Origin of the sequence: Paraburkholderia terricola, from assembly GCF_900142195.1 — a bacterium.
Lineage (GTDB): Bacteria > Pseudomonadota > Gammaproteobacteria > Burkholderiales > Burkholderiaceae > Paraburkholderia > Paraburkholderia terricola.
Genome location: NZ_FRAB01000019.1, coordinates 69,390 through 91,232 on the forward strand (window position 1 = coordinate 69,390; position 21,843 = coordinate 91,232).

Here is a 21,843-nt window from a genome sequence, read left to right on the forward strand (position 1 = left end):
GGGAACGGGTTGAACGAGCAACGAGAGGGAAAGAGACGCGGGCCCGGAGACAAAAAAAGCGCGCGCTTTCGCGCGCGCCTTGACTGCATTTTCGCGCTCACGGCAACGCCGAACGCCGCGGCGAGCCACCGGGCATCAACGCGCCGGCTGCTGCTCCTGTTGCTCTTCCGGCCAGTCGCGGATGTATGCCTTGAGCATGCGATTTTCGAAGCCCTGCTCTTCGACCACCGCCTTCGCGACGTCGTAGAACGAGATCACGCCCATCAGCGTGCGGGCTTCCATGACGGGCAGATAGCGCACGTGGTGCTCGAGCATCATGCGGCGCACTTCGTTGACGTCCGTTTCGGGCGTGCAGGTGAGCGGATGGTCGTCCATGACCTTACGGATCGTTGACGTGCCGACGCTGCCGCCATGCTTGCTCAGCGTGAGAATGATTTCACGGAAGGTGAGCATGCCGACCAGGTCGCCGTATTCCATCACGACGAGCGAGCCGATATCGTGCTCGGCCATGGTGTTGACTGCGTCGTGCAGCGTGGTATCCGGCGTAACCGTGAAAAGGGTGTTGCCCTTGACTTTAAGAATGTCGCTGACTCGCATGATCGTCTCCCGTGATACCCGCTAAGCTCGTAATGCATGAATGACTTTCGATCCTAGCGGAAAGGCCCATAAAAGGAAAGCGGCCCGCCCGCCAAGGCGCGGCGGGTGTTCTCCTGCCCGAACCCGCATGAGCGCTCGCGCGCGCATCGGGAAAACCGCGCTTGATGCGGTTCGTGCCGGTGATAGGATGGCCGCCACTTTCACCTTTCGCGAGGCCTTCCGTGGCCCCGCCGCCCAGGATGTCCGCCAACCGTTTCGATACGCTTGCGCTGCACGCCGGCGCCGCTCCCGACCCCGCCACCGGCGCGCGCGCCACACCCATTTACCAGACTACCTCCTTTTCGTTCCGCGATTCGGACCACGCCGCGGCGCTCTTCAATATGGAGCGCGCCGGCCATGTCTATTCGCGCATCTCCAACCCGACCGTGGCCGTGTTCGAGGAGCGCGTCGCCGCGCTGGAGAACGGCGCGGGCGCGATCGGCACGGCGAGCGGCCAGGCCGCGCTGCATCTGGCGATCGCCACGCTGATGGCCGCGGGCTCGCATATCGTCGCCTCCAGCGCGCTATACGGCGGCTCGCACAATCTGCTGCATTACACGTTGCGGCGCTTCGGCATCGAGACGACCTTCGTCAAACCCGGCGATCTCGACGCATGGCGCGCCGCGCTGCGCCCGAACACGCGCCTGCTGTTCGGCGAGACGCTCGGCAATCCCGGCCTCGACGTGCTCGACATCGCCGCGCTCGCGCAGATCGCGCACGAACACCGCGTGCCGCTGCTGGTCGACTCCACCTTCACCACGCCCTACCTGCTCAAACCGTTCGAGCACGGCGCCGACCTCGTTTATCACTCGGCCACCAAGTTTCTCGGCGGGCACGGCACGACGATCGGCGGCGTGCTGGTGGACGGCGGCACCTTCGACTTCGACGCCTCGGGGCGCTTCCCCGAATTCACCGAGCCCTACGAGGGCTTTCACGGCATGGTCTTCAGCGAGGAAAGCACCGTCGCGCCGTTCCTGCTGCGCGCGCGCCGCGAGGGTTTGCGCGACTTCGGCGCGTGCCTGCATCCGCAAGCCGCCTGGCAACTGCTGCAAGGCATCGAAACGCTGCCGCTGCGCATGGAACGGCACGTCGCCAACACGCGCCGGGTGGTCGAATTCCTCGCCGCTCACGCAGCGGTCGAAACGGTCGCCTATCCCGAACTGCCGACGCATCCCGACCATGCGCTCGCGAAGCGTCTGCTGCCGCGCGGCGCGGGCGCGGTGTTCAGCTTCAACTTGCGCGGCGACCGCGCCGCCGGACGCGCGTTCATCGAAGCGCTCTCGCTGTTCTCGCACCTCGCGAACGTGGGAGACGCGCGCTCGCTGGTGATCCACCCCGCATCGACCACGCACTTTCGCATGGATGCCGCCGCGCTCGCCGCGGCGGGGATCGCCGAAGGCACGATCCGCCTGTCGATCGGTCTCGAAGACCCCGACGATCTGATCGACGACCTCAAGCGCGCGCTGAAGGCCGCGCAGAAGGCGAGCGGGTCGGGCGCATCCGCAGGAGGCGCATCGGGCCCAGCGCATAGGGATGCCAAAACCGGCGCATCCGGCCAAGGCGCGATTGAAGCCAGGACCGATGCCTCCCCGTCCGCCCCTGCCGCCAAACCCCGCCCGGAGTCCGCATGATCCTCACCGTCCAAGGCAAACCGGCTTACGTGTACACCGGCGGCAAGCCGTTCGATGCGAGCCTGCCGAGCGCCGTGTTCATCCACGGCGCCGAGCACGACCATAGCGTCTGGGCGCTGCAAACGCGCTACTTCGCGCATCACGGCTTCGGCGTGCTGGCGGTGGACTTGCCGGGACATTGCCGCAGCGCCGGGCCCGCGTTGACCACCGTGACGGCGACGGCTGACTGGCTGGCCGCGCTGCTCGATGCCGCCGGCGTGCAACGCGCGTTCGTGGCCGGCCACAGCATGGGCTCGCTGATCGCGCTCGACTTCGCGGGCCGCTATCCTGAGCGCGCGACGCATCTCGCGCTACTCGCCACCGCCATGCCGATGGCCGTCTCCGACACGCTGCTCGAAGCCGCGCTGCATCGCGAGCCCGATGCCATCGCCATGGTCAACGAGTGGTCGCACTCGACGCTCGCGGCCAAGCCCTCCTGCCCCGGCCCCGGCTTCTGGTTGCACGGCATGAACCAGCGGCTGATGGAGCGCGTCGCGGCAACCGGCGAACCGCACCTGTTCCATACCGACTTCACGGCTTGCAATACCTACGCGGACGGCCTCGCCCGCGCCGCCCAAGTGCGTTGCGCGGTGCGCCTGATCGTCGGCCGGCGCGATGCGATGACCCCGCCGCGCGCCGCCAGGGCGCTCGCCGACGCGCTCGCGCAAAGAGGCGTGGCGATCGACACCGTGATGCTCGAAGCCGGCCATGCGCTGATGACCGAGCAGCCCGACGCCACGCTCGACGCCCTTTTCAGCTTCGCTTGCAGCCCGCCTCGCGTCGCCTCATAACGACCGGCAAACGAGAGCGGAGCCATCACGATAGCCGCGGCGAAACATGCGCGCCATCGGCCGAACGGCCAGGTTGCGCGCATGCGCCGATAGCCGCACAATGGATCGAGCCTGTCCTGTTTGCCGTGCGCTTTCGGGCATTCCGGCACGCGGCGAAGCCATTCGAAGCGACGGGCACGGAATCGGGAAGCATGGAAATTCGGAGGCCGTGATGGGTCATATCGCACACACCGATCACTTCGCGAGTTTCGCGGAGTTCTATCCGTTCTATCTGAGCGAGCATCGCAACACGGTTTCGCGGCGGCTGCATTTCGTGGGTTCGCTCGGCGTGATCGGCTGTCTCGCCATGGCGCTCGCCACCGGCCACTGGCTGTGGCTGCCGGTGGCCGTGGTCTGCGGATACGGCTTTGCCTGGGTCGGGCATTTCTTCTTCGAGAAGAACCGGCCGGCTACCTTCCGTCATCCGCTCTATAGCCTGATGGGCGACTGGGTGATGTTCAAGGACATCTGCGTCGGCAAGATCTCGCTGTAGTTTTCATGCCGCCGACGCATTGCCCGCCGGGCCGCTACGCCGCCTGATGCGGCATGGTCGAAGCGCCCTGCACGCTCTCCTGCGCACGCGCCGCGCGCGAGGCCGCGCGTGCGGCCAGCAAGGCCGCGAGCGTCACCTTCAGCTTGTCGTTTTGCAGCGCGGCCAGAAGCGTTGCGCCGTCCACCCGCGTGGAGTTGAGTTCAAGCTGATATTGGAGTTCGGCGCGGTCGATGATGAACAGGTCGAACAATCGCTCAACCGTGATCTGCGCCGGATTCGCCAGCAGAAGGAAATGCGGGCGCACGCCGTCTTCCTGCAATTGCGCGATCCATTCGATTTCCTCGAGCTTTTGCAGCAGGTTGATCGTGGTGTCCAGATCGCGGCGAAGCATTCGCGACAGGTCGGGCACGGTGTAGCCGCGCTCGCCGGCGTCGCGCGCCTCGGCGAGCCGCGCAAGCAGTTCGAGCGAATCGAACAGATTGCTGCCCTCGAACGTGGGCCGGTGAAACTGCCCGATGCGAATCGCCGGCAAGGCGGAGGCGATCATCGCGCCCGCCAGGGTGATGAACCAGCACAGGTACATCCACAGCAGAAACAGCGGCACCGCCGCGAATGCGCCGTACACGGCCGTGTAGGTGGGAATGCGGCGCACGTAGTAGCCGAAGCCGCGCTTGGCGAGTTCGAAGGCGATCGCGGCGGTCACGCCGCCGATCACCGCATCGCGCCATTCCACGCGGCAGTTCGGCAGATAGACGTAGAGAATCGTGAAGGCGAGCGCCGTCAACGGCAGCGCCGCGCCCGTGAGCGCCCATTCGATGACCGGCGTCATGCGCTGGGCCGCCGTGAAGGTCATGGATTGCGTGAACAGGTAGGAGGAAATCGACAGGCTCACGCCGATCAGGATCGGGCCGAGCGTGATGATCGCCCAGTAGACGAGTATGCGCTGCGCGATCGGCCGCGCCTTGCGCACACGCCAGATCACGTTGAACGCGGATTCGACGGTCATCATGGTCATCACCGCCGTGACGAACAGCACGATCATGCCGATCGTGGTCAGCCCCTTGGCCTTTGCGGCGAACTGGTTCAGATACTTGAAGATCTGACTGTTCAGTTGCGCGGGCATCAGGTGGTCGGCGAGAAAAAACTGCAGCGATTCCTGAAACGAGGCAAAGAGCGGAAACGCGGTGAACAGCGCGAACGCCACCGTGGCGAGCGGCACCAGCGCGAGCATGGTGGTGAACGTGAGGCTGCCGGCCACCTGCGGTATGCGGTCTTCGCCACTGCGCTTCGCGGCAAACTGCGCGAGCCGTTTGAGCGTGTCGAGATCGAAACGCACCCTGGACAACAAACCTGCCTCCTTGCTTCGTGAACCGGTGTTTCAGGAGAGGACGAAGACCTGGCCGAACGGCCATGCATGGCCTCTCCAGCGGACCCAGCCCCTATAATACCCGTTCACCGATGAGGCTTATGAAAGACATTCTCGTGCTCTATTACAGCCGTCACGGCGCCACGCGCGAGCTTGCGCTGGCGATCGCGCACGGCGTGGACAGCGTTCCCGGCATGCAGGCGCGCGTGCGCACGGTGCCGGCGGTGTCCACCGTCTGCGAGGCGTCGCAGCCGGACATTCCCGCCGAAGGTCCGCCCTACGTCGAACTGCGCGACCTGGAGGAATGCGCGGGTCTCGCGCTCGGCTCGCCCACCCGCTTCGGCAACATGGCCGCGTCGCTCAAATACTTTCTCGACGGCACCACGCCGCAGTGGCTCTCCGGTGCGCTCGCCGGCAAGCCGGCCTGCGTGTTCACGTCCACCGGCAGTTTGCACGGCGGCCAGGAATCCACGCTGCTCTCCATGATGCTGCCGCTTCTGCATCACGGCATGCTGATCGTCGGCATTCCGTACACCGAGAGCGCGCTCACCACCACGCAAAGCGGCGGCACGCCATACGGCGCGTCGCATTTCGCGCGCGCGGGCACCGCCGAACAAGGCATCTCCGCCGACGAGAAAACACTCGCCGTCGCGCTCGGCGCACGCGTCGCGCGCACGGCGGCTTGCATGAGCGAACGGCCGTGAACGAGCCGGATGCCGGAACGCAGCGGCGTGAACCCGGTACGCCCGATGCGCCCGATGCGCCCGCGGCCGTCGACGCTGTCGATGCGCGAACGGTCGCGAGCGCGCCGCTTGCACGGCCCACCGCCAACGAGCCGCCCATGCGCATCGCAGCCAATGCTCCGAACGCGAAACCGTCCGATCGCGACCACGATGCCGAAACGGTCGGCACCTCGGCCACGGACACCTCGCCCATGCCCGCAACCGCCGCGCACGTGCGGCAAGGCAATGCCGGGGCACGCGGCGCCACAACCGCCCTGCCCGTGCGGCAAAAAACCGCCGCCGCGCTCGGCGCTACCACCGCCTTGCTCGCGCTGATCGTACTGTGCGCCGCCTGGGAAGGGTGGCTCGCGCCGCTGCGCCCCGGCGGCTCGGCGCTGCTGCTCAAGGCCGTGCCGCTGCTGCTCGCGCTGCCGGGCGTGTGGCGGCGCCGGCTGTACACGCTGCAATGGGCGTCGATGCTGATCCTGCTGTACTTTGCCGAAGGCGTCGTCCGCGGCTGGAGCGAGCGCGGTTTGAGCGCGCGCCTCGGCTGGCTGGAAGCCGTACTCGCCGTCGTCTTTTTCGTCTGCGCGATCGCCCATGTCGCGCCGTTCAAGCGCGCGGCCAAGGTGGCCGCGAAGCTGGCCGGCCAGCAGGCCGCCGAAGTAGGCGGCGAAGTAGGCGGCGAAGCGGGTGGCGAAGTCGGCGGCGACATGGACAGCGAAGTGGCCGGCGAAGCGGGCGCCAAAGTGCGCGGCGAAGTCGACGGCAAAGCACGCGCCAAGGTGCACACCAAAGCCCAGGCGGCTGCCGAACCAGCCGCTGAACCGCCCGCCGAAGTAACCGCGAAGCCAGCCGCCGAACAAGTCACGGAACCATCCGCCACGCAGGCCAAAACCCTCACCTGACGAAAACCGCGCGCCACGCCTTGATTTCTTCGTCCGAACACACCGACCGACCCACATGACTCAAGCCGCTTTCCTCTCCGCCTGCCGCGACGCCATCGGCCCCACCCAGGTGCTCACCGATCCGCACGACACCGCGCCCTACCTCACCGACTGGCGCCGCCGCTACACCGGCGCGGCCTGTGCGGTGCTCTGCCCGGCCACGGCCGCCGAAGTCGCGGCGCTCGTCAAACTCGCCGGCGAACATCGCGTCGCGCTGGTGCCGCAAGGCGGCAACACCGGTCTCGCCGGCGGCGCCACGCCCGATGAAAGCGGCGCGCAGGCGGTCATCAGCTTGCGGCGTCTGAATCGCGTGCGCGACATCGATCCGCACAACAACACGATCACCGTCGAAGCCGGCGTCGTCCTCGCCGAAGTGCAAAGACATGCCGAGGAAGCCGGCCGCCTGTTCCCCTTGAGCCTCGCCGCCGAAGGCAGTTGCACGATCGGCGGCAATCTCGCCACCAACGCGGGCGGCACCGCCGTGCTGCGCTACGGCAACACGCGCGAGCTATGCCTCGGCCTGGAAGTGGTCACGCCGCAAGGCGAACTGTGGGACGGCCTGCGCGGACTGCGCAAGGACAACACCGGCTACGACTTGCGCGATCTGTTCATCGGCGCGGAGGGCACGCTCGGCATCATCACGGCGGCGGTGCTCAAGCTGCATCCGCAACCGGCCGCGCGCGTCACGGCGCTCGCCGGGCTGGCTTCGCCCGATGCGGCGCTCGACTTTCTCGCGCTCACGCAACGCGTCGCCGGGCCGCTTCTGACCGGCTTCGAACTGATGTCGGATTTCTGTCTGCGGCTGGTGGGCCGGCACTTCGAACAGATGCGCTATCCGTTTGCCGAATCGCACGCGCAAATCGTGCTGCTGGAATTGTCGGACAGCGAAAGCGAGGAACACGCCCGCGCGCTGTTCGAGCGTCTGATGGAAACGGCGCTCGAAGAAGGTCTCGTGCAAGACGCGGTGGTCGCCGAAAACCTCGCACAGTCGCGCGCTTTCTGGAATCTGCGCGAACACATTCCGCTCGCGCAAGCCGAGGAAGGTCTGAACATCAAGCACGACATCGCGGTGCCGATCTCGCGCATCGGCCGCTTCATCGAGGAAACCGACGCCGCGATCGCCCAGGCGGTGCCGGGCGCGCGCATGGTGACGTTCGGCCATCTCGGCGACGGCAACCTGCACTACAACGTGCAGGCGCCCGAAGGCGGCGACGCGATGGCGTTTCTCGACCAATACCAGAGCGCGATCAACCAGATCGTCTACGACAGCGTGCATCGGCATCGCGGCAGCATCAGCGCGGAACACGGGCTCGGCCAGTTGAAGATCGACGAAGCGATGCAGTACAAGCAGGACGTCGAGGTGCGGTTGATGCGCGCCGTCAAGCTCGCGCTCGATCCGCTGAACCTGATGAACCCCGGCAAGGTGCTACGCTAAGGTTTGAAGCCGCCGCGTTTCTGAACGCGTCGGAATGCGTCGTCTGAACGCTATAAATCGCAGGAGCCGTAGCCGTGAAGATTCGAGTGTTGTCCGATCTGCATCTGGAGAACGACGAGCCCGATCTGATCCCGCATGCGCAGGCGGATCTGATCGTGCTGGCGGGCGACATTCACAATCACGCGGCCGGTCCGCGCTGGGCCGCCCAGATCTTCGACGGCGCCGCGCCGGTGGTCTACGTGCCCGGCAATCACGAATACTACGACGGCGAATTCGGCGCGCTCGAAGCCGCCCTGTACGACGCGGCCGCGCAAGTCGACAACGTGCACGTGCTGAACAACGCCGCGCTGGTCGACCGCCAGGGCGGCTGGCGCATCCTCGGCACCACCTTGTGGACCGACTTCGAACTCTACGGCGCGGACCCCGACACGCTCGCCGGGTCGATCGACGCGTCGCGCCGGGTGATGCTCGACTTCCGCGGCCCGATCCAGATGAATTGGCCGCACGACCCCCACGACTCCCCGCGCGACTTCACGCCCGACGACTCGCTCGCGCTGCACCGCCGCGCGCGCGCCTGGCTCGAAAGCGAGCTTGCCAGGCCGTTCGCCGGCAAGACGATCGTCGTCACGCATCACGCGCCGCATCGGCTGAGTCTCGCCGAGCATTACGCGCAAGACCGCGCGTCGGCGGGCTTCGTCAATCATTTGCCGGAACTGGTGCGCTCGCCCGTCGCGTTGTGGATTCATGGGCACACGCACACGTCTTTCGATTACACCGTGAACGGCACACGCGTGGTCTGCAATCCGCGCGGCTACTTCGACCGGCGCAGCGGACAGTGGGAGAACCCACAGTTCGCATGGGATAAGGTCGTCGAGGTGTAGCGCCGCCGCACTCGCGGCACTACGCTGTTGAGATCGCCGTGCCGGCGAGGCGCTGGTCCGTGGAGGTCGCTCATGTGTGGTCGAATCAGCCAGTACCGCGATCCGCATCTGTACGCCCGGCATCTCGGCCTCGCCGATCCGCTGATGCTATTCGACGCCGCCGACCGCCGTCCCGGCTATAGCCTCGCGCCGGGCACGCATCCGCTCACGATCTACCCGGACCAGACGCTGCGCGCGATCCATTGGGGCTATTGCCCGGACTGGGCGCGCGAGCAGCATCTGCCGCAGACGATCAACGCGCGCGCCGCCACCGCGCCGAACGCGCGTTACTTCGAGCAACTGTGGAAAACCGGACGCGTGCTGGTGCCCGCGGACGGCTGGTTCGAATGGCACGCGGAAACGGCGCCCGAAAGCAGTGACAGCGCGGGCCCCGCCGCGGAGGTTGCCGCCATGGTCCGCCAGCCCTACTACGTCCACCTGAAGAGCGACGCGCCGATGTATCTGGCGGCATTGTCGAGCGTGCGCGGCACGGAACCGCAAACCGAAGGCATGGGACTGGTGATCGTGACGGCCAACGCCGACGCGGGTCTCGTCGACGTGCACGACCGGCGGCCGCTGGTATTCGGGCCCGAGGCGGCGCGCCGCTGGCTGGACCCCGCATTGCCGGCCGATGAACTCGAACATCTGACGCGCAGCGCCTGCCTCGCGGCCGGGCGGTTCCGCTGGCACCGGGTGGGTCCCGGCGTCGATCGCGTGCTCAACGACGAGCCGGGCCTGATCGAAGCGCTGGACTAAAAGCGGAAGGCGCACAGGCGCCGCTCAAGAAAAACACCTCTGCAGGCCCGCAATATCCAACGCGATAACGACGTTCAACGGTCGCGCCGTTGTCCCCGCGCATCGGGGCGCGCGATCTTGATCGGCACGAGTTGCGGCTGCTGTTCGCGCAGGCGGCGCAGCAAATCGCGCGATGCGGCGATTCCGATCAGTCCAAGCATGACGGCCACGCCGATCATCAGATGCGTATCCATGAATCCCTCGTCCTTCCAGTTGTTGCGATTTGCCGAGCGGCGGTGAATGGAGCGCGTGCGGCCGAAGCGGCAGCGCGTGAACCACACGTTAGCAAATCGACTTGAGCATGAAAGTAAGGAAATGTTGCGGCGCGGCGGTTGTGTAACAGCCTGTCACCGCGCGGCGCGCCACCCCGTCCGCCAGGCTCAGCCGCGCGCGAACTGGCGCAATTCCGCCTGATCGGCGGCCAGCGTGGCGGGCAGTTCGTCGCGCAGAAACTCCACCCACGTGCGGATTTTCGCGTCCAGGTACTGTCGCGACGGATACAGCGCATACAGATTCATTTCCTGCGACGTGTATTGCGGCAGCAACCACACGAACGCGCCGCTACGCAAACCGCTGATCGCCGAATAGATGGGAATCAGGCCGATGCCCATGCCATTACTCACCGCCACCGCCATCGCCTCGGCGACGTTCACCTGGAACGGGGTCGGCCCGAGTGTGATCGTTTCGTCGCCGTTCGGGCCGTCGAAGGTCCATTTGTCGGACGGAAACACCGGCGCCACCATTTGCAGGCAGGTGTGATGCGCGAGATCGGCGGGCGTCTGCGGCACGCCGTGCCGTTCCAGATAAGCGGGCGACGCGCAGGCGATGCTGAAGGCGCTGCCGAGACGCTGCGACACCAGTCCCGAATCGGGCAGGCTGGTGGCCAGCGTCAGCGAGACGTCGAAGCCCTCGTCGAGCAGATCAGGGATGCGCTGCGCCAGCGTCAGTTCGACGTGCACGTCCGGATAGCGCTGCTGATAGCGGCCGACCGCCGGCACCACGTAATGCTGGCCGAAACTCGTCATCGCGTGAATTTTCAGCTTGCCTGCGGGGCGGGCGTGGGCATCGCCCGCCTCGGCTTCGGCCTGATCCACATAGGCGAGGATCTGTTCGCAGCGCTGCAGGTAACGTTCGCCCGCCTCGGTCAGCGCGATGCGGCGCGTCGTGCGGTTCAACAGGCGCGTGCGCAGATGCGCTTCCAGATCGGACACCGCGCGTGACGCGTACGCCGTGGTCGTGTTCAGGTGCTGCGCGGCACCCGTAAAACTGCCCGCTTCGACGACGCGGACAAATACGCGCATGTTTTGAAGCGTATCCATGCCTTTCCTTGGTAATCCGGACCGATTGTTTCACGATTCGTAACGGCGATTATCTCAAATTCCGTAAAAATGCCTTGCACCGTTACGGGTTATTCCGCAATCGATCAAAAAATATAATGGCGCACAAGCTTCTATAGCCAATTTTTGGAGGAATCGTGCAGTCTCCGGTGCCAAAACGGATCGCCGCAACCGCTGTTCTTACGATCCTATTAACAATCGCGGGATGTGCAAGCACCGGAGGCATCGCGCCGCAGGCGAGCGGCATCGAGCCCGCCGCGCTCGACGCGGGCAACGCCATCCGGGCCGCCAATGCCGACGCGCAATGGCCGGCCGCCGACTGGTGGCGCGCCTTTAACGATCCGCAACTCGACGCGTGGATCGAGGCCGCGCAGGCCGGCAATCCGAGCCTCGCGGCCGCTCAGGCGCGCGTGCGCGAAGCGGCGTCGATGGCGGGCGTCGCCCGCGCGGCGCTGTCGCCGCAAGTCAACGGCAATCTGTCGATCCAGCGCCAGAAGTGGGCCGACAACCTGTACTACGGGCCGGGGCCGCTCGCCGGCGAGCAATCGTGGAACAACACGGGCACGCTGGAACTGTCGTATCACCTCGACCTGTGGGGCAAGGACAGCAACGCCGCCGAGCGCGCGCTCGACGCCGCCCACGCGAGCGCCGCCGACGCCCGCGCCGCGCAGCTCGAACTGCAAGGCAATGTGGTGCGCACGTACATCGAGATGTCGATGAACTACGCGCTGCTCGACATCGCCCAAGCGACCTTGCGGCAACAGCAGCAAATCGTCGACCTGGCGAACCGGCGCTTGAAAGGCGGCCTTGGCACGCAACTGGAAGTGAGCCAGGCCGAAACGCCGATGCCGGAGTACGAACGCCAGATCGACGCGCTCGAGGAAAAGATCGCGCTCGGCCGCAATCAGATGGCGGCGCTGGCCGGCAAGGGCCCCGGCGCGGGCGACTCGATCCAGCGCCCGGCGCTGTCGCTCGCCACGCCCGCCGGCCTGCCGAGCGCGTTGCCCGCCGATCTGATCGGCCATCGGCCGGACGTGGTCGCCGCGCGCTGGACGGTGGCGGCGCAGGCGCGCGGCATCGACGTCGCCAAGGCCGGCTTTTACCCCGACATCGACCTGCTGGCGTCGATCGGCGGTTATGCGGCGATGGGCCCGCTGTTCCAGTTCCTGAAGAGTCCGTCGCATAGCTGGACGGCCGGTCCCGCGCTGTCGCTGCCGATCCTCGACGGCGGGCGCCTGCGCTCGCAGCTCGGCGCGGCGTCGGCCGGATACGACGAGGCCGTCGAGCGCTATAACCAGGCGATCGTCGGCGCGTTGAAGGACATCTCCGACCAGGTGATCCGCATCCGCTCGCTCGCGACCCAGGCCGCTGACGCCGAGCGGTCGGTCGCGGCGGCGCGCAGGAACTACGACCTGTCGCGCGAAGGTTATCGGCGCGGCCTGACGGACTACCTGAACGTGCTGATCGCGCAAAACCAGTTGCTGCACGCCCAGGAAGGCGTCGCGAAGATTCAGGCCGAGCGCCTCGGCGCGCACGCGTCGCTCGTCACCGCGTTGGGCGGCGGGCTCGACGAGCCGGCCAACGGTCCGCAGGCGAATGAGACGCTGCCGGGGCATGGCAAGGGCAAGGGCCAGGCGAACAGCCAGGCGGCGGCGGGTTCGAACGCTGCGGCCGCGGTCACGCCGTCGCAAGCGGGTTCAACCGGCCGCACGAAAAACAACGCGCCCGCCACGCGTGATGCGGTCCACATGCGAAGCCTCGCTATCACGCCGAAGAAGCCGTCATCGGCCGCGGTCAACGCGCAACCCGTAAGCGCCGCGGCAGACACGCCGTCACCGGCCACGGCCAACGCGCAACCCATAAACGCCGCGGCAGCCACACGGCCGCGATCCGCCAACGCGGCTGCGCCCGCGGCCGAGTGAGGACCATCATGCCCCTCTCTCCGTCAACCGCGCCACGCCCGATGCCGTTCGCCCCGCTCCGCTCTGCCGCCGCCGACTGGGCGCGCACCGACGGCCTCACCTGGATCTATCTGTTCAAGGCGCTCGCCGCGTGCTTCCTCGCGCTCGGCATCGCGATGAAACTCGACCTGCCGCAGCCGCGCACCGCGATGACCACCGTGTTCATCGTGATGCAGCCGCAAAGCGGCATGGTGTTCGCCAAAAGCTTCTACCGGATTTGCGGCACGCTGGTCGGCCTCGTCGTGATGCTCGCGCTGCTCGGCCTGTTCGCGCAGCAACCGGAAATGTTCATCGTCTCGACCGCGATCTGGGTCGGCATCTGCACCGCGGGCGCGGCGCGCAACCGCAACTTCCGCTCGTATGGCTTCGTGCTGGCCGGCTACACCGCGGCGCTGATCGGCATCCCGGCCTCGCAGCATCCGGACGGCGCGTTTCTGAGCGCGCTCACGCGGGTCGCCGAAGTGGTGCTCGGCATCGTCTGCGCGGGCGCGGTGAGCGGCCTCGTGTTCCCGCAGTACGCCGGCTTGCAGATGCGCGGCACCGTGCGCGCGCGTTTCTCGGCCTTCGTCGAGTATGTGTCGGCGTCGCTCGCCGGCCGCAACGATCGCGCGCAAATCGAGGCGACCAACGCGCGCTTCGTCGCCGACATCGTCGGTTTCGAGGCGGCGCGCAGCGTGGCCGTGTTCGAGGGACCGGACTCGCGCATGCGCGGCGGCCGGCTCGCGCGGCTGAACAGCGAGTTCATGACGGCGTCGACGCGCTTTCACGCGCTGCATCAGTTGATGAACCGATTGCGCGATGCGGACACGAGCGGCGCGGCCGTCGCGATCGATGCGCTCGAACCGTACTTCAAGGAAATCGCGCCGCTGCTCGCGAAGTCCGGCGAGCCCGTGCTGAGCGCGGCCGATGCCGCTCACGCCGCCGCGCAACTCGAGGCCTACAAGGCCGAGTTGCCGAAACGCGTGCGAGCGACGCGCGCGCAGCTCGACGTGTACCCCGACGCGCCGCTGCTCGACTTCGACACCGGCGCGGAGCTGCTGTACCGCTTCATCGACGATCTGCATGCCTACGCGGCCACCTATGCGTCGCTCGCCGTCGACAGCCACGAGCGCGAGCGCTGGATCGAGCGTTACGAGCCCAAAACCAACGCGATCGCGGCGGGCGTGTCGGGCCTGCGCGCCGCCATCGTGATGCTGGTGCTCGGCGCGTTCTGGATCGCCACCGCCTGGCCGAGCGGCTCGACCTTGACGTTGAACGCGGCCGCCGTGTGCGCGCTGGCCTCGTCGTCGCCGGACCCGAAGCGCACCGTGTTCCAGATGGCCGGCGGCACGCTCGCCGCTGCGGTCATGGGCATGATCGCGGTGTACGGCGTGTTTCCGCATATCGACGGATTCCCGCTGCTGTGCGCCGCGCTTACGCCGTTCCTGCTGCTCGGCGTGTTCATGACGACGCGGCCGGCGCTGGCGGGCTACGGCGTCGGCTACTGCATCTTCTTCTGCTTCCTGGCCGGCCCGGACAACGTGATTCACTACGACCCGAGCGGCTTCATGAACGACGCGCTCGCGCTCGTGCTGTCGATGCTGGTGTCGTCGGTGGCGTTCGCCGTGTTGCTGCCGCCGTCGACGCCGTGGCTGCGCAACCGCCTGCTCGTCGATCTGCGCCGTCAAGTGGCGCTGGCGAGCCGCGCGAGCCTCGGTCGCGTGCGTTCGCGCTTCGAGAGCGGCGCGCGCGATCTGATGTTCCAGATCAACTCGCTCGCGCCGAACGAACCCGAACTCAAGCGCGACACGTTGCGCTGGCTCTTCTCGGTGCTGGAAGTCGGCAACGCAGTGATCGACCTGCGCCGCGAAGTGGCGGCGCTGCCCGCCGACGCGCGCTACGCCAGGTCGATGCCGTGGCGCGTCTCGCTGCGCGCGATGCGCGGCGCGCTGACCGCGCTGTTCGACGCGCCGCGCGCGGACCGTTTCGACCGCGCGCTCGCGGCGACCGCCGATGCGATCGCCGCCGTTCAGCAGACGCTGGCCGCCTTCACGCCGCCGCGTGAGGAGCGGCATCGGTTGCAGCGCATTTTGAGTCACCTGCATTTCATTCGTACCGCGCTGCTCGATCCGCAATCGCCGCTTGAAGCGTTGATGAGCGGAACTGCCGGCGCGTCGTCAGAAGGAGTTCGCCATGCCGCGTGATATCGCCGTTTTCGACGCCTACGTGCCGGCCATCGTGCTGCTGTTCATCGCGGGCGCGCTGCTCACCTGGATGCTGGATCGCGCGATCGCCTATACGGGCCTGTATCGCGTGGTGTGGCACCCGTCCCTGTTCCGGGCCAGCTTGCTCGTGTGTGTGTGCGGCGTGCTCGGTCTCGCCGTTTATCGTTGATCAGAGTCGAAACATGACCATCCGAAATATCGTGGGCTTCATCGCGACAGCCGTTATTTTTGTCGTCGCAATTTTGATTGGACGCGTGTTGTGGGTTCATTACATGGATGAACCCTGGACGCGCGACGGACGCGTGCGCGCCGAGATCGTCAACGTGGCGCCGGACGTCTCGGGCGCCGTGGTCGATCTGCCCGTGAAGGACAATCAACTGGTGAAGAAAGGCGATCTGTTGATGCAGATCGATCCGTCGCACTACCAGATCGCCGTGGAGCAGGCACAGGCCGCCGTGGCGGCACGCAAGGCCGAATTGCAGATGAAGCGCGACGACGCCCGCAGGCGCGCCGACATGGATGCGCTCGTCGTCTCGCGCGAGAGCCGCGAGAATGCGACGCATACGGCGTCCGCGGCCGAGGCTTCGTATCAGCAGGCGCTCGCCGCGCTCGATGCGGCTAGGCTGAATCTGGCGCGCACGCGGGTCGTCTCGCCGGTCGACGGTTACGTCACCAACCTGAACGTGTTCCGCGGGGACTATGCGACAGCGGGCATCGCCAAGCTGGCGATCGTCGATAGCCACTCGTTCTGGGTGTATGGCTACTTCGAGGAAACCAAGCTGCCGCGCGTGCGGGTCGGCGATAAAGCCGAGGTTCGGCTGATGAGCGGCGGCACGATTCAGGGGCACGTCGAGAGTATTTCGCGCGGCATTTATGATCGCGATAATCCGCAAAGCCGCGAGTTGCTGGCGGACGTGAATCCGACCTTCAACTGGGTACGCCTCGCGCAGCGCGTGCCGGTGCGCGTGAAGATCGACTCGGTGCCGGAGGGGATCGTGCTGGCGGCGGGGATTACCTGCACGGTTGTCGTTAAACCGGGCTAATGATTGTTCCCGCTTTTCCCCACGGTCGTTCCCGCGCGGCGTCAATCCAGACACTCCGCCGCCCGCTTGCGCAGCCCCGCGCCAAAATCGTCGAGCCAGCCGATCGACAGACGCCAGCTCTGCCAGTACAAATCCACGTCGATGTGCTTGCCGGGCGCCATCTCCACCAGTTCGCCGCTCGCCAGATGCGCGGCGATCATCCGTTCGGGGCACATGCCCCAGCCTAGCCCCGTCACGCACGCGCGCAAGAAACCGGCGACGTGCGGAATCCAGTGCAGCGGCGGATCGATTTCCGCGCGCGTGATGCGGCGCATGAAGCGCTTTTGCAACTGGTCCTTCGGATTGAAATCGATGCACGGTGCGCGCCGCAAACTCTCGCGCGTGACGCCGTCGGCAAAATGGCGCGCAAGAAAAACCGGCGAGCAGACCGCCAGATAGCGCATGCGCCCCAGACGCGTGGACCGGCAGCCCTGCACCGGCTCGGCTTGCGTGGTCACCGCGCCTTGCACGCTGCCGTCGCGAATCCGCTGCGCGGTGTGGTCCTGATCGTCGATCACGAGATCGAGCCGCATTTCCCGTTCGACGCAGAACTGCGCGACCGCGTCGATGAACCAGGTGCCGACGCTGTCGTCGTTGACCGCGACGCGCAACGCCGGCCACGGCTCCACCAGCGCGCCGGGCAGCGCCGGCAAGCGCCCCGTCAACTCCGCTTCGAGCAATTGCACGCGTTCGGTGTGGCGGCACAGCAGCGCGCCCGAGGTGGTCGCGACACACGGCTGGCCGCGCTTGACGAGCACGCTGCCGACCCGCTCCTCGAGCAGCTTGACGCGCTGTGAGACCGCCGACGGCGTCACGTTCAGTTCGCCGGCCGCACGCTCGAACGAACCGTGCCGCACCACGGCGGCCAGCGCGTCGAGCAACGCATAGTCGAGCATTAGCGTTCCTTAGTCTGCGTTAAGTAAATTAGCTTCTCTTATGGAAGCCGAAACCGCAGACTAGCCCCGTTCGCTTCACTCGTCTACTGGATCCATTATGAACTGGCTGTCTTTTTCTCACGGCGCCGCCCTGTGCGCATCGCTGATCGTCACGATCGGCGCGCAGAACGCCTTCGTCCTGCGCCAGGGCATCATGCGCTCGCATGTCGGCAAGATCGTGCTGCTGTGCGCGCTGTCGGATTGCATTCTGATCGGCGCGGGCGTGGGCGGCGCGTCGGTTCTGGTGGAGCGCTACCCGCTGTTCGTGCACACCATGCTGTACGTCGGGCTCGCTTATCTGGCGTGGTTCGGCATCAGTGCGCTGCGGCGCGCGGTGCGTCCCGGCCATGCGGTGCTGGATGCCGATGCAAACGGTGCGGCCTCCGGCGCACAGGCGCAGCGCGCCGTGCCGGTCATGCTGATGACGCTGGCTCTCACATGGCTCAATCCGCACGTCTATCTCGACACCTTCCTGCTGATCGGTACAGCCGGCGCGCGCGAACCGGCCGACGCGCGGATGGTCTTCGCCCTCGGCGCGATGGCGGTGAGCGGCGTCTGGTTCGTCGGCCTGGGTTACGGCGCGCGCGCGTTGGCGCCGCTGTTTCGCCGCGCAACGGCATGGCGCATTCTGGACGGCGCGATCGGCAGCATGGTGTTGCTGCTCGCGGTGACGCAGTTGCGCTAGGCGCGGGCACGGGTGCGGGTGCGCCCTCTCACTGCCCTGTTACTTCCGCGCTTCCTGCATGTCCAGCAATTCCCGCACGAGTTGCGCCGACACGTAATGCGGGCCATCGAACAGATAGGTCCGATAGCCGCGATACGCGAGCAGTTGTGGCGTCAATTCCTCGGCGCGCGCCGGACGAAACGCGCCGCCCCCGGCGGGACGAAAAGCCTCGGCGATGATCCGCACGCGATGCTTGCCGAGCCGCGCGGCCAGCGCATCCGCATAGCCGCGCGCGGCGGCCGGGCCGCGTGCATAAACACCGCAACCGTCCTGTAAAAACACGCCGACGTCGCGCGGCAGCCAGCCGTCGAGCCACGCGGCGAGCGCCGCTCCGCCGATGTTCGAGTTGTCGTAGACGCTGATCCACAGAGGCCGCGGCAGTTGATCGAGCAAGGGCGCGAGCGATGCGGCGTCTTGCCAGGTCGGATCGACTTCCACCGGAAAGTAATACCCGTCGATGCGAACCGGCGGCCGCGCCGCCGCCAGTTTCTTCGAGCGCTCGACCAGTTGCGCCGCTTGCGCGCGCGCCTGTTTCTCGTCGAAACGACCCGCGAGACCGACGATCACGTTGCGCGCCCACGGCTCGCCGGCGATCCGCGTCCAGTCCGGCAGACGGCGGGCCGTGCGCAACGCGGTGCCCTGCGGATTGCCGAGCGGCAGAAACGACGTGTCGTCCACGGCCGTCCACTGCACCAGCAGATCGGTCACGCCGAGGCGATCCCAATCGCCGCGCGGATCCACGTGGTCCTCGTCGAGCTGCCAGACGACGCCTTGCGCCAATGCGCCGGTGTCGCCGGATGCGGGCGTCGCGCAACCATGGACGAACGCCGCGCACGCGCTCGCCGCGAGCAGCGTGCGCCGCCGCGGCGATGCCGGTTCGCCGGCTTGCGTCTGAAGGCCGGGCGAATTACGCATCGAGTTGCCGCTGCCGTCTGGAATGAAAGCCACCATGTTCTCCGCGCCAGCCGCGCAGGGTCGAGACATCTGGATTATCCACGCACATCGCCGGCATTGAAGGCATTCGGCTCAATACGAGTAGATCATCCCGAAGAACACGCCGCGCGCGCGTTCGTCGCCAGCGATCTTCAGGCGGTACTGCACGGACAGATCGACATACGAACGCGGCGCGTCGTACTGGCTGTCGCGGAACCAGTAACGCGTCGAAATCCCCACGCCCGCGCCGAACGGAATGCTGTGATTGACGCTGGAATCGTAGTCGGCGCCGATCACCGCGTACGGGAACACCGTCCACTTCGGGCTGTAGCTGTCCATGCGGAAGGTGCGGCCCAGTTGCAGATTGGTGGTCGCGTAGACCGAGCCGGTGTTCAGATAGGCGCCCGTTTCGGCATAGAGTTTCGCGGTCCACCATGACGGCACGTCCACGCGGCGCTCGATGCCGAAGCCGCCCGAATACGCGAGCCGCGCGAGCCAGTCCGGGTTGACGCGCGAGCCGATCGGAATGATCCGTTCGAAGGCGACGATCGCGTCGATCTGCGAGAACGGCTTGGCGCGCGCGCCGACGGTGGCCTGCAAGGTCTCCACGCCGCTCGCGCCGCCGTTCTTCACGCCGAAGCTTTCGTAGCCGCGCGCGTACAGTTCGAGCATCCGCTCGCCGAGACTGCCGAACGGACGCCAGTACGCTTCCACGCCGGCTTGCCAGTTGTTCGAGGTGCCGGGCGTCGGCGACGACGCATAGCCCGGCTGCATGCCCGCGCCGCGATAATTGAGCGACGTATTGAAGCCCCAGTCGCGCGTCACTTCGGCGTGCGCGCTGCGCATGTCGTTCAGTTGCACGGGCGTCGGGGACGGCGTGTCGCCGGCGGGGCTCGCGCTCGCGTCGATCGCTTGCTCGAAGTAGCGCGCGGCCTCGCGATTGCGATGCGCGTGGAGCGCCGCATAACCCGCGTCGGCGTGGGCGGCGGCCGGCAGCGTGCCGGCCTCGTCGGCCATGCTGAAGCGCCGGTAGGCGACGCGGTTGTTGCCGGCGCGCTGCGCGATGTACGCGGCGCTCATGTCGGGCAGCGCGTCGAGCATGCCGGCCGCGAGCATCTGTTGGGCTTCGTGCGTCGCGCCGCGTTGATCGCCGGCCGCGCTCAGTGCGTTGATCAACTGCACGCGATGCTGCGGATCGTCGGGCGCGGCCTTCACCGCGTCGCGTGCGTGGGCTACCGCAGCGCTTTTGTCCTTTGCGGCGGCGGCCAACGTCGCGGCGCGCGCCGCCGCGAAGCCGGGATCGGCGGCGTAGACGTCGCAGCTCGCGCCGAACCGGTCGACGACGCAGTCGATCACCGGGCGACGGGCGGGGTCGAGGGAAAGTTGTGGGGGGTTTGGTGCGCTCGAAGCGTTCGATGCGTTCGATGCGTTCGATGCGTTCGATGCGTTCGATGCGTTCGATGCGTTCGATGCGTTCGATGCGTTCGGTGCGTTCGGTGCGTTCGGTGCGTTCGGTGCGTTCGAGGCATTCGGTGCGTTCGAGGCATTCGGTGCGTTCGGTGCGTTCGATCCATTCGACCCAACAAAGCCGCTCGCTGCGCGAGCACCGCCCGCCGCCTCGCCACCCGCGCCCACCCCACCCAACGCTTGCCGCGCCCGCTGGCGACGCAGCGCAATCGCCGCATCCGTGTCGTCACCGCCCGCCTTCAGCGGCGCGAGCAGATCGAGCGCGCGCCGCGGTTGCCCTTGCGCGATCCACACATCGGCGATGATCGCGCGCGCCACGCGCTGATCGCGCTGCGTGGCGCCAGTGAGATGCAATGCCTTGTCGAAGTCCGTCTCCGCCTCGACCGTCCTGCCTTGCGCGGCCAACGCGTGGCCGCGCAGCGTGAGCGGCATGATCGCCGTATCGTTGGCCGCGACCGCCGCGCTTGCCGCGGCCTGCGCACCCGGCAGATCGTTCGCGGCAAACAGCCCGTCGATCAGTTGCAGACGATAGCCGAGGTGGTCCGGCGCATAAGCGACGGCTTCGCGCGCGCGCGCCACGGCCTCCGCGTCGTCGCCCTGCTGTCGCGCCGCTTGCGACGCCGCGGACGGCCTCGGCGCAAGCCGGCTGCCGATAAAGCCGCGGCGCAAGCGCAACTCGTCGCTGTCGCCGAAGCGCTTGACGGCATCCTGATCGGCGTTCCACGCGTCGCTGTCCTGACCCGCCGCGCTCGCCGCGTCGATGAGAAGCAGGCGCAGCCGCAGCAGATCGGGGCGCAGCGCGATCGCCTGATTCGCATACTTGACGGTCCCCGCGAAGTCCTTCGCCGCATACGCTTTATAAGCCTGCTGCGCGGCGTTGAGCGCGGCCCCGCTCAACGCGTTCGGATCGCCCGGTTGCCGACGGGCCGGACGGGCGACCGCGCGCGTCGACACGTTGAGCGCGTCGATCTGCTTGCGGCGCGCCACCAGCGCCGGATCGCCGCCGAGCTGCGCGATGGCGTCGCCGAGCGAGCGGCTCGCCTCGCCATAACGGCGTTGCGCGGCCAGCGCGTTGGCGAGCAGCATCCGCAGCGATACGACGTCGGGCCGCTGACGAATCGCCTCGCGCGAGCGCGCGACGGCGCCCGCGTAGTCGCCGCGACCGTAGGCGTCGTACGCTTCCTGGGCGACGCGGTAAGCGGCGCCGGTCAACGGCAGCGTGTCCTGCCCGGATGCAGCCGGGCGCGGCGCGTTCGCCGCGCCTTGCGCGCAGACCGGGCCGCTCACGCACAAAGCGCCGGTCAGCATCGCGGCAGCGACGGCACGCAGGGTGAAGGCCGGAGCTTGAGCTTGAGCTTGAGCTTGAGCTTGAGCTTGAGCTTGAGC

Annotated in this window: 19 protein-coding genes and 1 pseudogene; 13 read left to right on the top strand and 7 right to left on the bottom strand. The window is 67.2% G+C overall.

Annotation, left to right across the window (positions count from 1 at the left end):
• Positions 1-135 precede the first annotated feature (135 nt).
• Entirely contained in the window at positions 136-597 is a 462-nt protein-coding gene (locus BUE39_RS17980; RefSeq protein ID WP_073430072.1) for a CBS domain-containing protein, read from the bottom strand.
• A 239-nt stretch (positions 598-836) separates the two neighbouring features.
• Between BUE39_RS17980 and BUE39_RS17985 the strand changes: the two genes are divergently transcribed.
• From BUE39_RS17985 to BUE39_RS17995, 3 genes are all read left to right on the top strand, one after another.
• Positions 837-2,267, top strand: a complete 1,431-nt coding sequence (locus BUE39_RS17985; RefSeq protein ID WP_073430073.1) for an O-acetylhomoserine aminocarboxypropyltransferase — start codon at positions 837-839, stop codon at positions 2,265-2,267.
• A complete protein-coding gene (locus BUE39_RS17990) occupies positions 2,264-3,097 on the top strand; it encodes an alpha/beta fold hydrolase (RefSeq protein ID WP_073430074.1) in 834 nt (277 codons plus the stop codon). The genes BUE39_RS17985 and BUE39_RS17990 overlap by 4 nt, the downstream gene beginning before the upstream one ends.
• 211 nt (positions 3,098-3,308) lie before the next feature.
• Positions 3,309-3,629, top strand: a complete 321-nt coding sequence (locus BUE39_RS17995; protein ID WP_073430075.1) for an Mpo1-like protein — start codon at positions 3,309-3,311, stop codon at positions 3,627-3,629.
• A gap of 34 nt (positions 3,630-3,663) precedes the next feature.
• On the opposite strand, the gene BUE39_RS18000 is transcribed toward BUE39_RS17995, so the two are convergent.
• Positions 3,664-4,977, bottom strand: coding sequence for a YihY family inner membrane protein (locus BUE39_RS18000; RefSeq protein ID WP_176035803.1), 1,314 nt, complete (start codon positions 4,975-4,977; stop codon positions 3,664-3,666).
• Positions 4,978-5,096: 119 nt separating this feature from the next.
• Here BUE39_RS18000 and wrbA point away from each other — a divergent pair, with 119 nt between their 5' ends.
• The 5 genes and pseudogenes from wrbA to BUE39_RS18025 all read left to right on the top strand — a co-directional run bounded on the left by wrbA (position 5,097) and on the right by BUE39_RS18025 (position 9,775).
• Positions 5,097-5,699 carry an NAD(P)H:quinone oxidoreductase gene (gene wrbA / locus BUE39_RS18005; protein WP_073430076.1) on the top strand — a complete coding sequence of 201 codons (603 nt, stop codon included), beginning with the start codon at positions 5,097-5,099 and terminating at the stop codon, positions 5,697-5,699.
• A 230-nt stretch (positions 5,700-5,929) separates the two neighbouring features.
• Positions 5,930-6,373 (top strand): annotated as a pseudogene (locus BUE39_RS18010) (DUF2069 domain-containing protein); the annotation flags it as partial.
• A gap of 307 nt (positions 6,374-6,680) precedes the next feature.
• A complete protein-coding gene (locus tag BUE39_RS18015) occupies positions 6,681-8,099 on the top strand; it encodes an FAD-binding oxidoreductase (protein WP_073430077.1) in 1,419 nt (472 codons plus the stop codon).
• Positions 8,100-8,173: 74 nt separating this feature from the next.
• Positions 8,174-8,980 (top strand): metallophosphoesterase, encoded by an 807-nt coding sequence (locus BUE39_RS18020; RefSeq protein WP_073430078.1) that lies wholly within the window; start codon positions 8,174-8,176, stop codon positions 8,978-8,980.
• Positions 8,981-9,052: 72 nt separating this feature from the next.
• Positions 9,053-9,775 (top strand): SOS response-associated peptidase, encoded by a 723-nt coding sequence (locus BUE39_RS18025; protein ID WP_073430079.1) that lies wholly within the window; start codon positions 9,053-9,055, stop codon positions 9,773-9,775.
• A 74-nt stretch (positions 9,776-9,849) separates the two neighbouring features.
• On the opposite strand, the gene BUE39_RS35175 is transcribed toward BUE39_RS18025, so the two are convergent.
• On the bottom strand, positions 9,850-10,008 hold the full coding sequence (locus BUE39_RS35175) for a hypothetical protein (RefSeq protein WP_167363289.1): 159 nt from the start codon (positions 10,006-10,008) through the stop codon (positions 9,850-9,852).
• A gap of 186 nt (positions 10,009-10,194) precedes the next feature.
• The gene (locus BUE39_RS18035; RefSeq protein ID WP_073430081.1) at positions 10,195-11,133 is read right to left on the bottom strand and encodes a LysR family transcriptional regulator; all 939 of its coding nucleotides are present in this window, start codon (positions 11,131-11,133) and stop codon (positions 10,195-10,197) included.
• Between the two features lie 155 nt (positions 11,134-11,288).
• Between BUE39_RS18035 and BUE39_RS18040 the strand changes: the two genes are divergently transcribed.
• Genes BUE39_RS18040 through BUE39_RS18055 form a run of 4 tightly spaced genes read left to right on the top strand, consistent with a single transcriptional unit; the run spans position 11,289 to position 16,359 of the window.
• Positions 11,289-13,073 carry an efflux transporter outer membrane subunit gene (locus BUE39_RS18040; protein ID WP_073430082.1) on the top strand — a complete coding sequence of 595 codons (1,785 nt, stop codon included), beginning with the start codon at positions 11,289-11,291 and terminating at the stop codon, positions 13,071-13,073.
• An 8-nt stretch (positions 13,074-13,081) separates the two neighbouring features.
• Entirely contained in the window at positions 13,082-15,295 is a 2,214-nt protein-coding gene (locus BUE39_RS18045; protein ID WP_073430083.1) for an FUSC family protein, read from the top strand.
• Positions 15,285-15,485 carry a DUF1656 domain-containing protein gene (locus tag BUE39_RS18050; RefSeq protein ID WP_073430084.1) on the top strand — a complete coding sequence of 67 codons (201 nt, stop codon included), beginning with the start codon at positions 15,285-15,287 and terminating at the stop codon, positions 15,483-15,485. The genes BUE39_RS18045 and BUE39_RS18050 overlap by 11 nt, the downstream gene beginning before the upstream one ends.
• A 13-nt stretch (positions 15,486-15,498) precedes the next feature.
• Positions 15,499-16,359 (top strand): efflux RND transporter periplasmic adaptor subunit, encoded by an 861-nt coding sequence (locus BUE39_RS18055; protein WP_073430085.1) that lies wholly within the window; start codon positions 15,499-15,501, stop codon positions 16,357-16,359.
• 41 nt (positions 16,360-16,400) lie between these two features.
• Here the strand turns inward: BUE39_RS18055 and BUE39_RS18060 are convergent, their stop codons facing one another.
• The gene (locus BUE39_RS18060) at positions 16,401-17,294 is read right to left on the bottom strand and encodes a LysR family transcriptional regulator ArgP (protein ID WP_073430086.1); all 894 of its coding nucleotides are present in this window, start codon (positions 17,292-17,294) and stop codon (positions 16,401-16,403) included.
• A gap of 97 nt (positions 17,295-17,391) precedes the next feature.
• Here BUE39_RS18060 and BUE39_RS18065 point away from each other — a divergent pair, with 97 nt between their 5' ends.
• The gene (locus BUE39_RS18065; protein ID WP_073430087.1) at positions 17,392-18,018 is read left to right on the top strand and encodes a LysE/ArgO family amino acid transporter; all 627 of its coding nucleotides are present in this window, start codon (positions 17,392-17,394) and stop codon (positions 18,016-18,018) included.
• Between the two features lie 39 nt (positions 18,019-18,057).
• Here BUE39_RS18065 and BUE39_RS18070 read toward each other — a convergent pair whose 3' ends face one another.
• Both BUE39_RS18070 and BUE39_RS33785 read right to left on the bottom strand, forming a co-directional pair.
• Positions 18,058-18,972: an alpha-amylase family protein gene (locus BUE39_RS18070; RefSeq protein WP_073430117.1), complete on the bottom strand. Its 915-nt coding sequence runs from the start codon at positions 18,970-18,972 to the stop codon at positions 18,058-18,060.
• Positions 18,973-19,083: 111 nt separating this feature from the next.
• On the bottom strand, positions 19,084-21,765 hold the full coding sequence (locus BUE39_RS33785) for an NfrA family protein (RefSeq protein WP_084561432.1): 2,682 nt from the start codon (positions 21,763-21,765) through the stop codon (positions 19,084-19,086).
• Positions 21,766-21,843 lie beyond the last annotated feature (78 nt).

What these genes read in the sequence shown, in the direction of transcription:
- BUE39_RS17980 (WP_073430072.1), bottom strand. Translation starts at nt 597, where the DNA reads ATGCGAGTCAGCGACATTCTTAAAGTCAAGGGCAACACCCTTTTCACG.
- BUE39_RS17985 (WP_073430073.1), top strand. Translation starts at nt 837, where the DNA reads ATGTCCGCCAACCGTTTCGATACGCTTGCGCTGCACGCCGGCGCCGCT.
- BUE39_RS17990 (WP_073430074.1), top strand. Translation starts at nt 2,264, where the DNA reads ATGATCCTCACCGTCCAAGGCAAACCGGCTTACGTGTACACCGGCGGC.
- BUE39_RS17995 (WP_073430075.1), top strand. Translation starts at nt 3,309, where the DNA reads ATGGGTCATATCGCACACACCGATCACTTCGCGAGTTTCGCGGAGTTC.
- wrbA (WP_073430076.1), top strand. Translation starts at nt 5,097, where the DNA reads ATGAAAGACATTCTCGTGCTCTATTACAGCCGTCACGGCGCCACGCGC.
- BUE39_RS18015 (WP_073430077.1), top strand. Translation starts at nt 6,681, where the DNA reads ATGACTCAAGCCGCTTTCCTCTCCGCCTGCCGCGACGCCATCGGCCCC.
- BUE39_RS18025 (WP_073430079.1), top strand. Translation starts at nt 9,053, where the DNA reads ATGTGTGGTCGAATCAGCCAGTACCGCGATCCGCATCTGTACGCCCGG.
- BUE39_RS35175 (WP_167363289.1), bottom strand. Translation starts at nt 10,008, where the DNA reads ATGGATACGCATCTGATGATCGGCGTGGCCGTCATGCTTGGACTGATC.
- BUE39_RS18035 (WP_073430081.1), bottom strand. Translation starts at nt 11,133, where the DNA reads ATGGATACGCTTCAAAACATGCGCGTATTTGTCCGCGTCGTCGAAGCG.
- BUE39_RS18045 (WP_073430083.1), top strand. Translation starts at nt 13,082, where the DNA reads ATGCCCCTCTCTCCGTCAACCGCGCCACGCCCGATGCCGTTCGCCCCG.
- BUE39_RS18050 (WP_073430084.1), top strand. Translation starts at nt 15,285, where the DNA reads ATGCCGCGTGATATCGCCGTTTTCGACGCCTACGTGCCGGCCATCGTG.
- BUE39_RS18055 (WP_073430085.1), top strand. Translation starts at nt 15,499, where the DNA reads ATGACCATCCGAAATATCGTGGGCTTCATCGCGACAGCCGTTATTTTT.
- BUE39_RS18060 (WP_073430086.1), bottom strand. Translation starts at nt 17,294, where the DNA reads ATGCTCGACTATGCGTTGCTCGACGCGCTGGCCGCCGTGGTGCGGCAC.
- BUE39_RS18065 (WP_073430087.1), top strand. Translation starts at nt 17,392, where the DNA reads ATGAACTGGCTGTCTTTTTCTCACGGCGCCGCCCTGTGCGCATCGCTG.
- BUE39_RS18070 (WP_073430117.1), bottom strand. Translation starts at nt 18,972, where the DNA reads ATGCGTAATTCGCCCGGCCTTCAGACGCAAGCCGGCGAACCGGCATCG.
- BUE39_RS33785 (WP_084561432.1), bottom strand. Translation starts at nt 21,765, where the DNA reads ATGCTGACCGGCGCTTTGTGCGTGAGCGGCCCGGTCTGCGCGCAAGGC.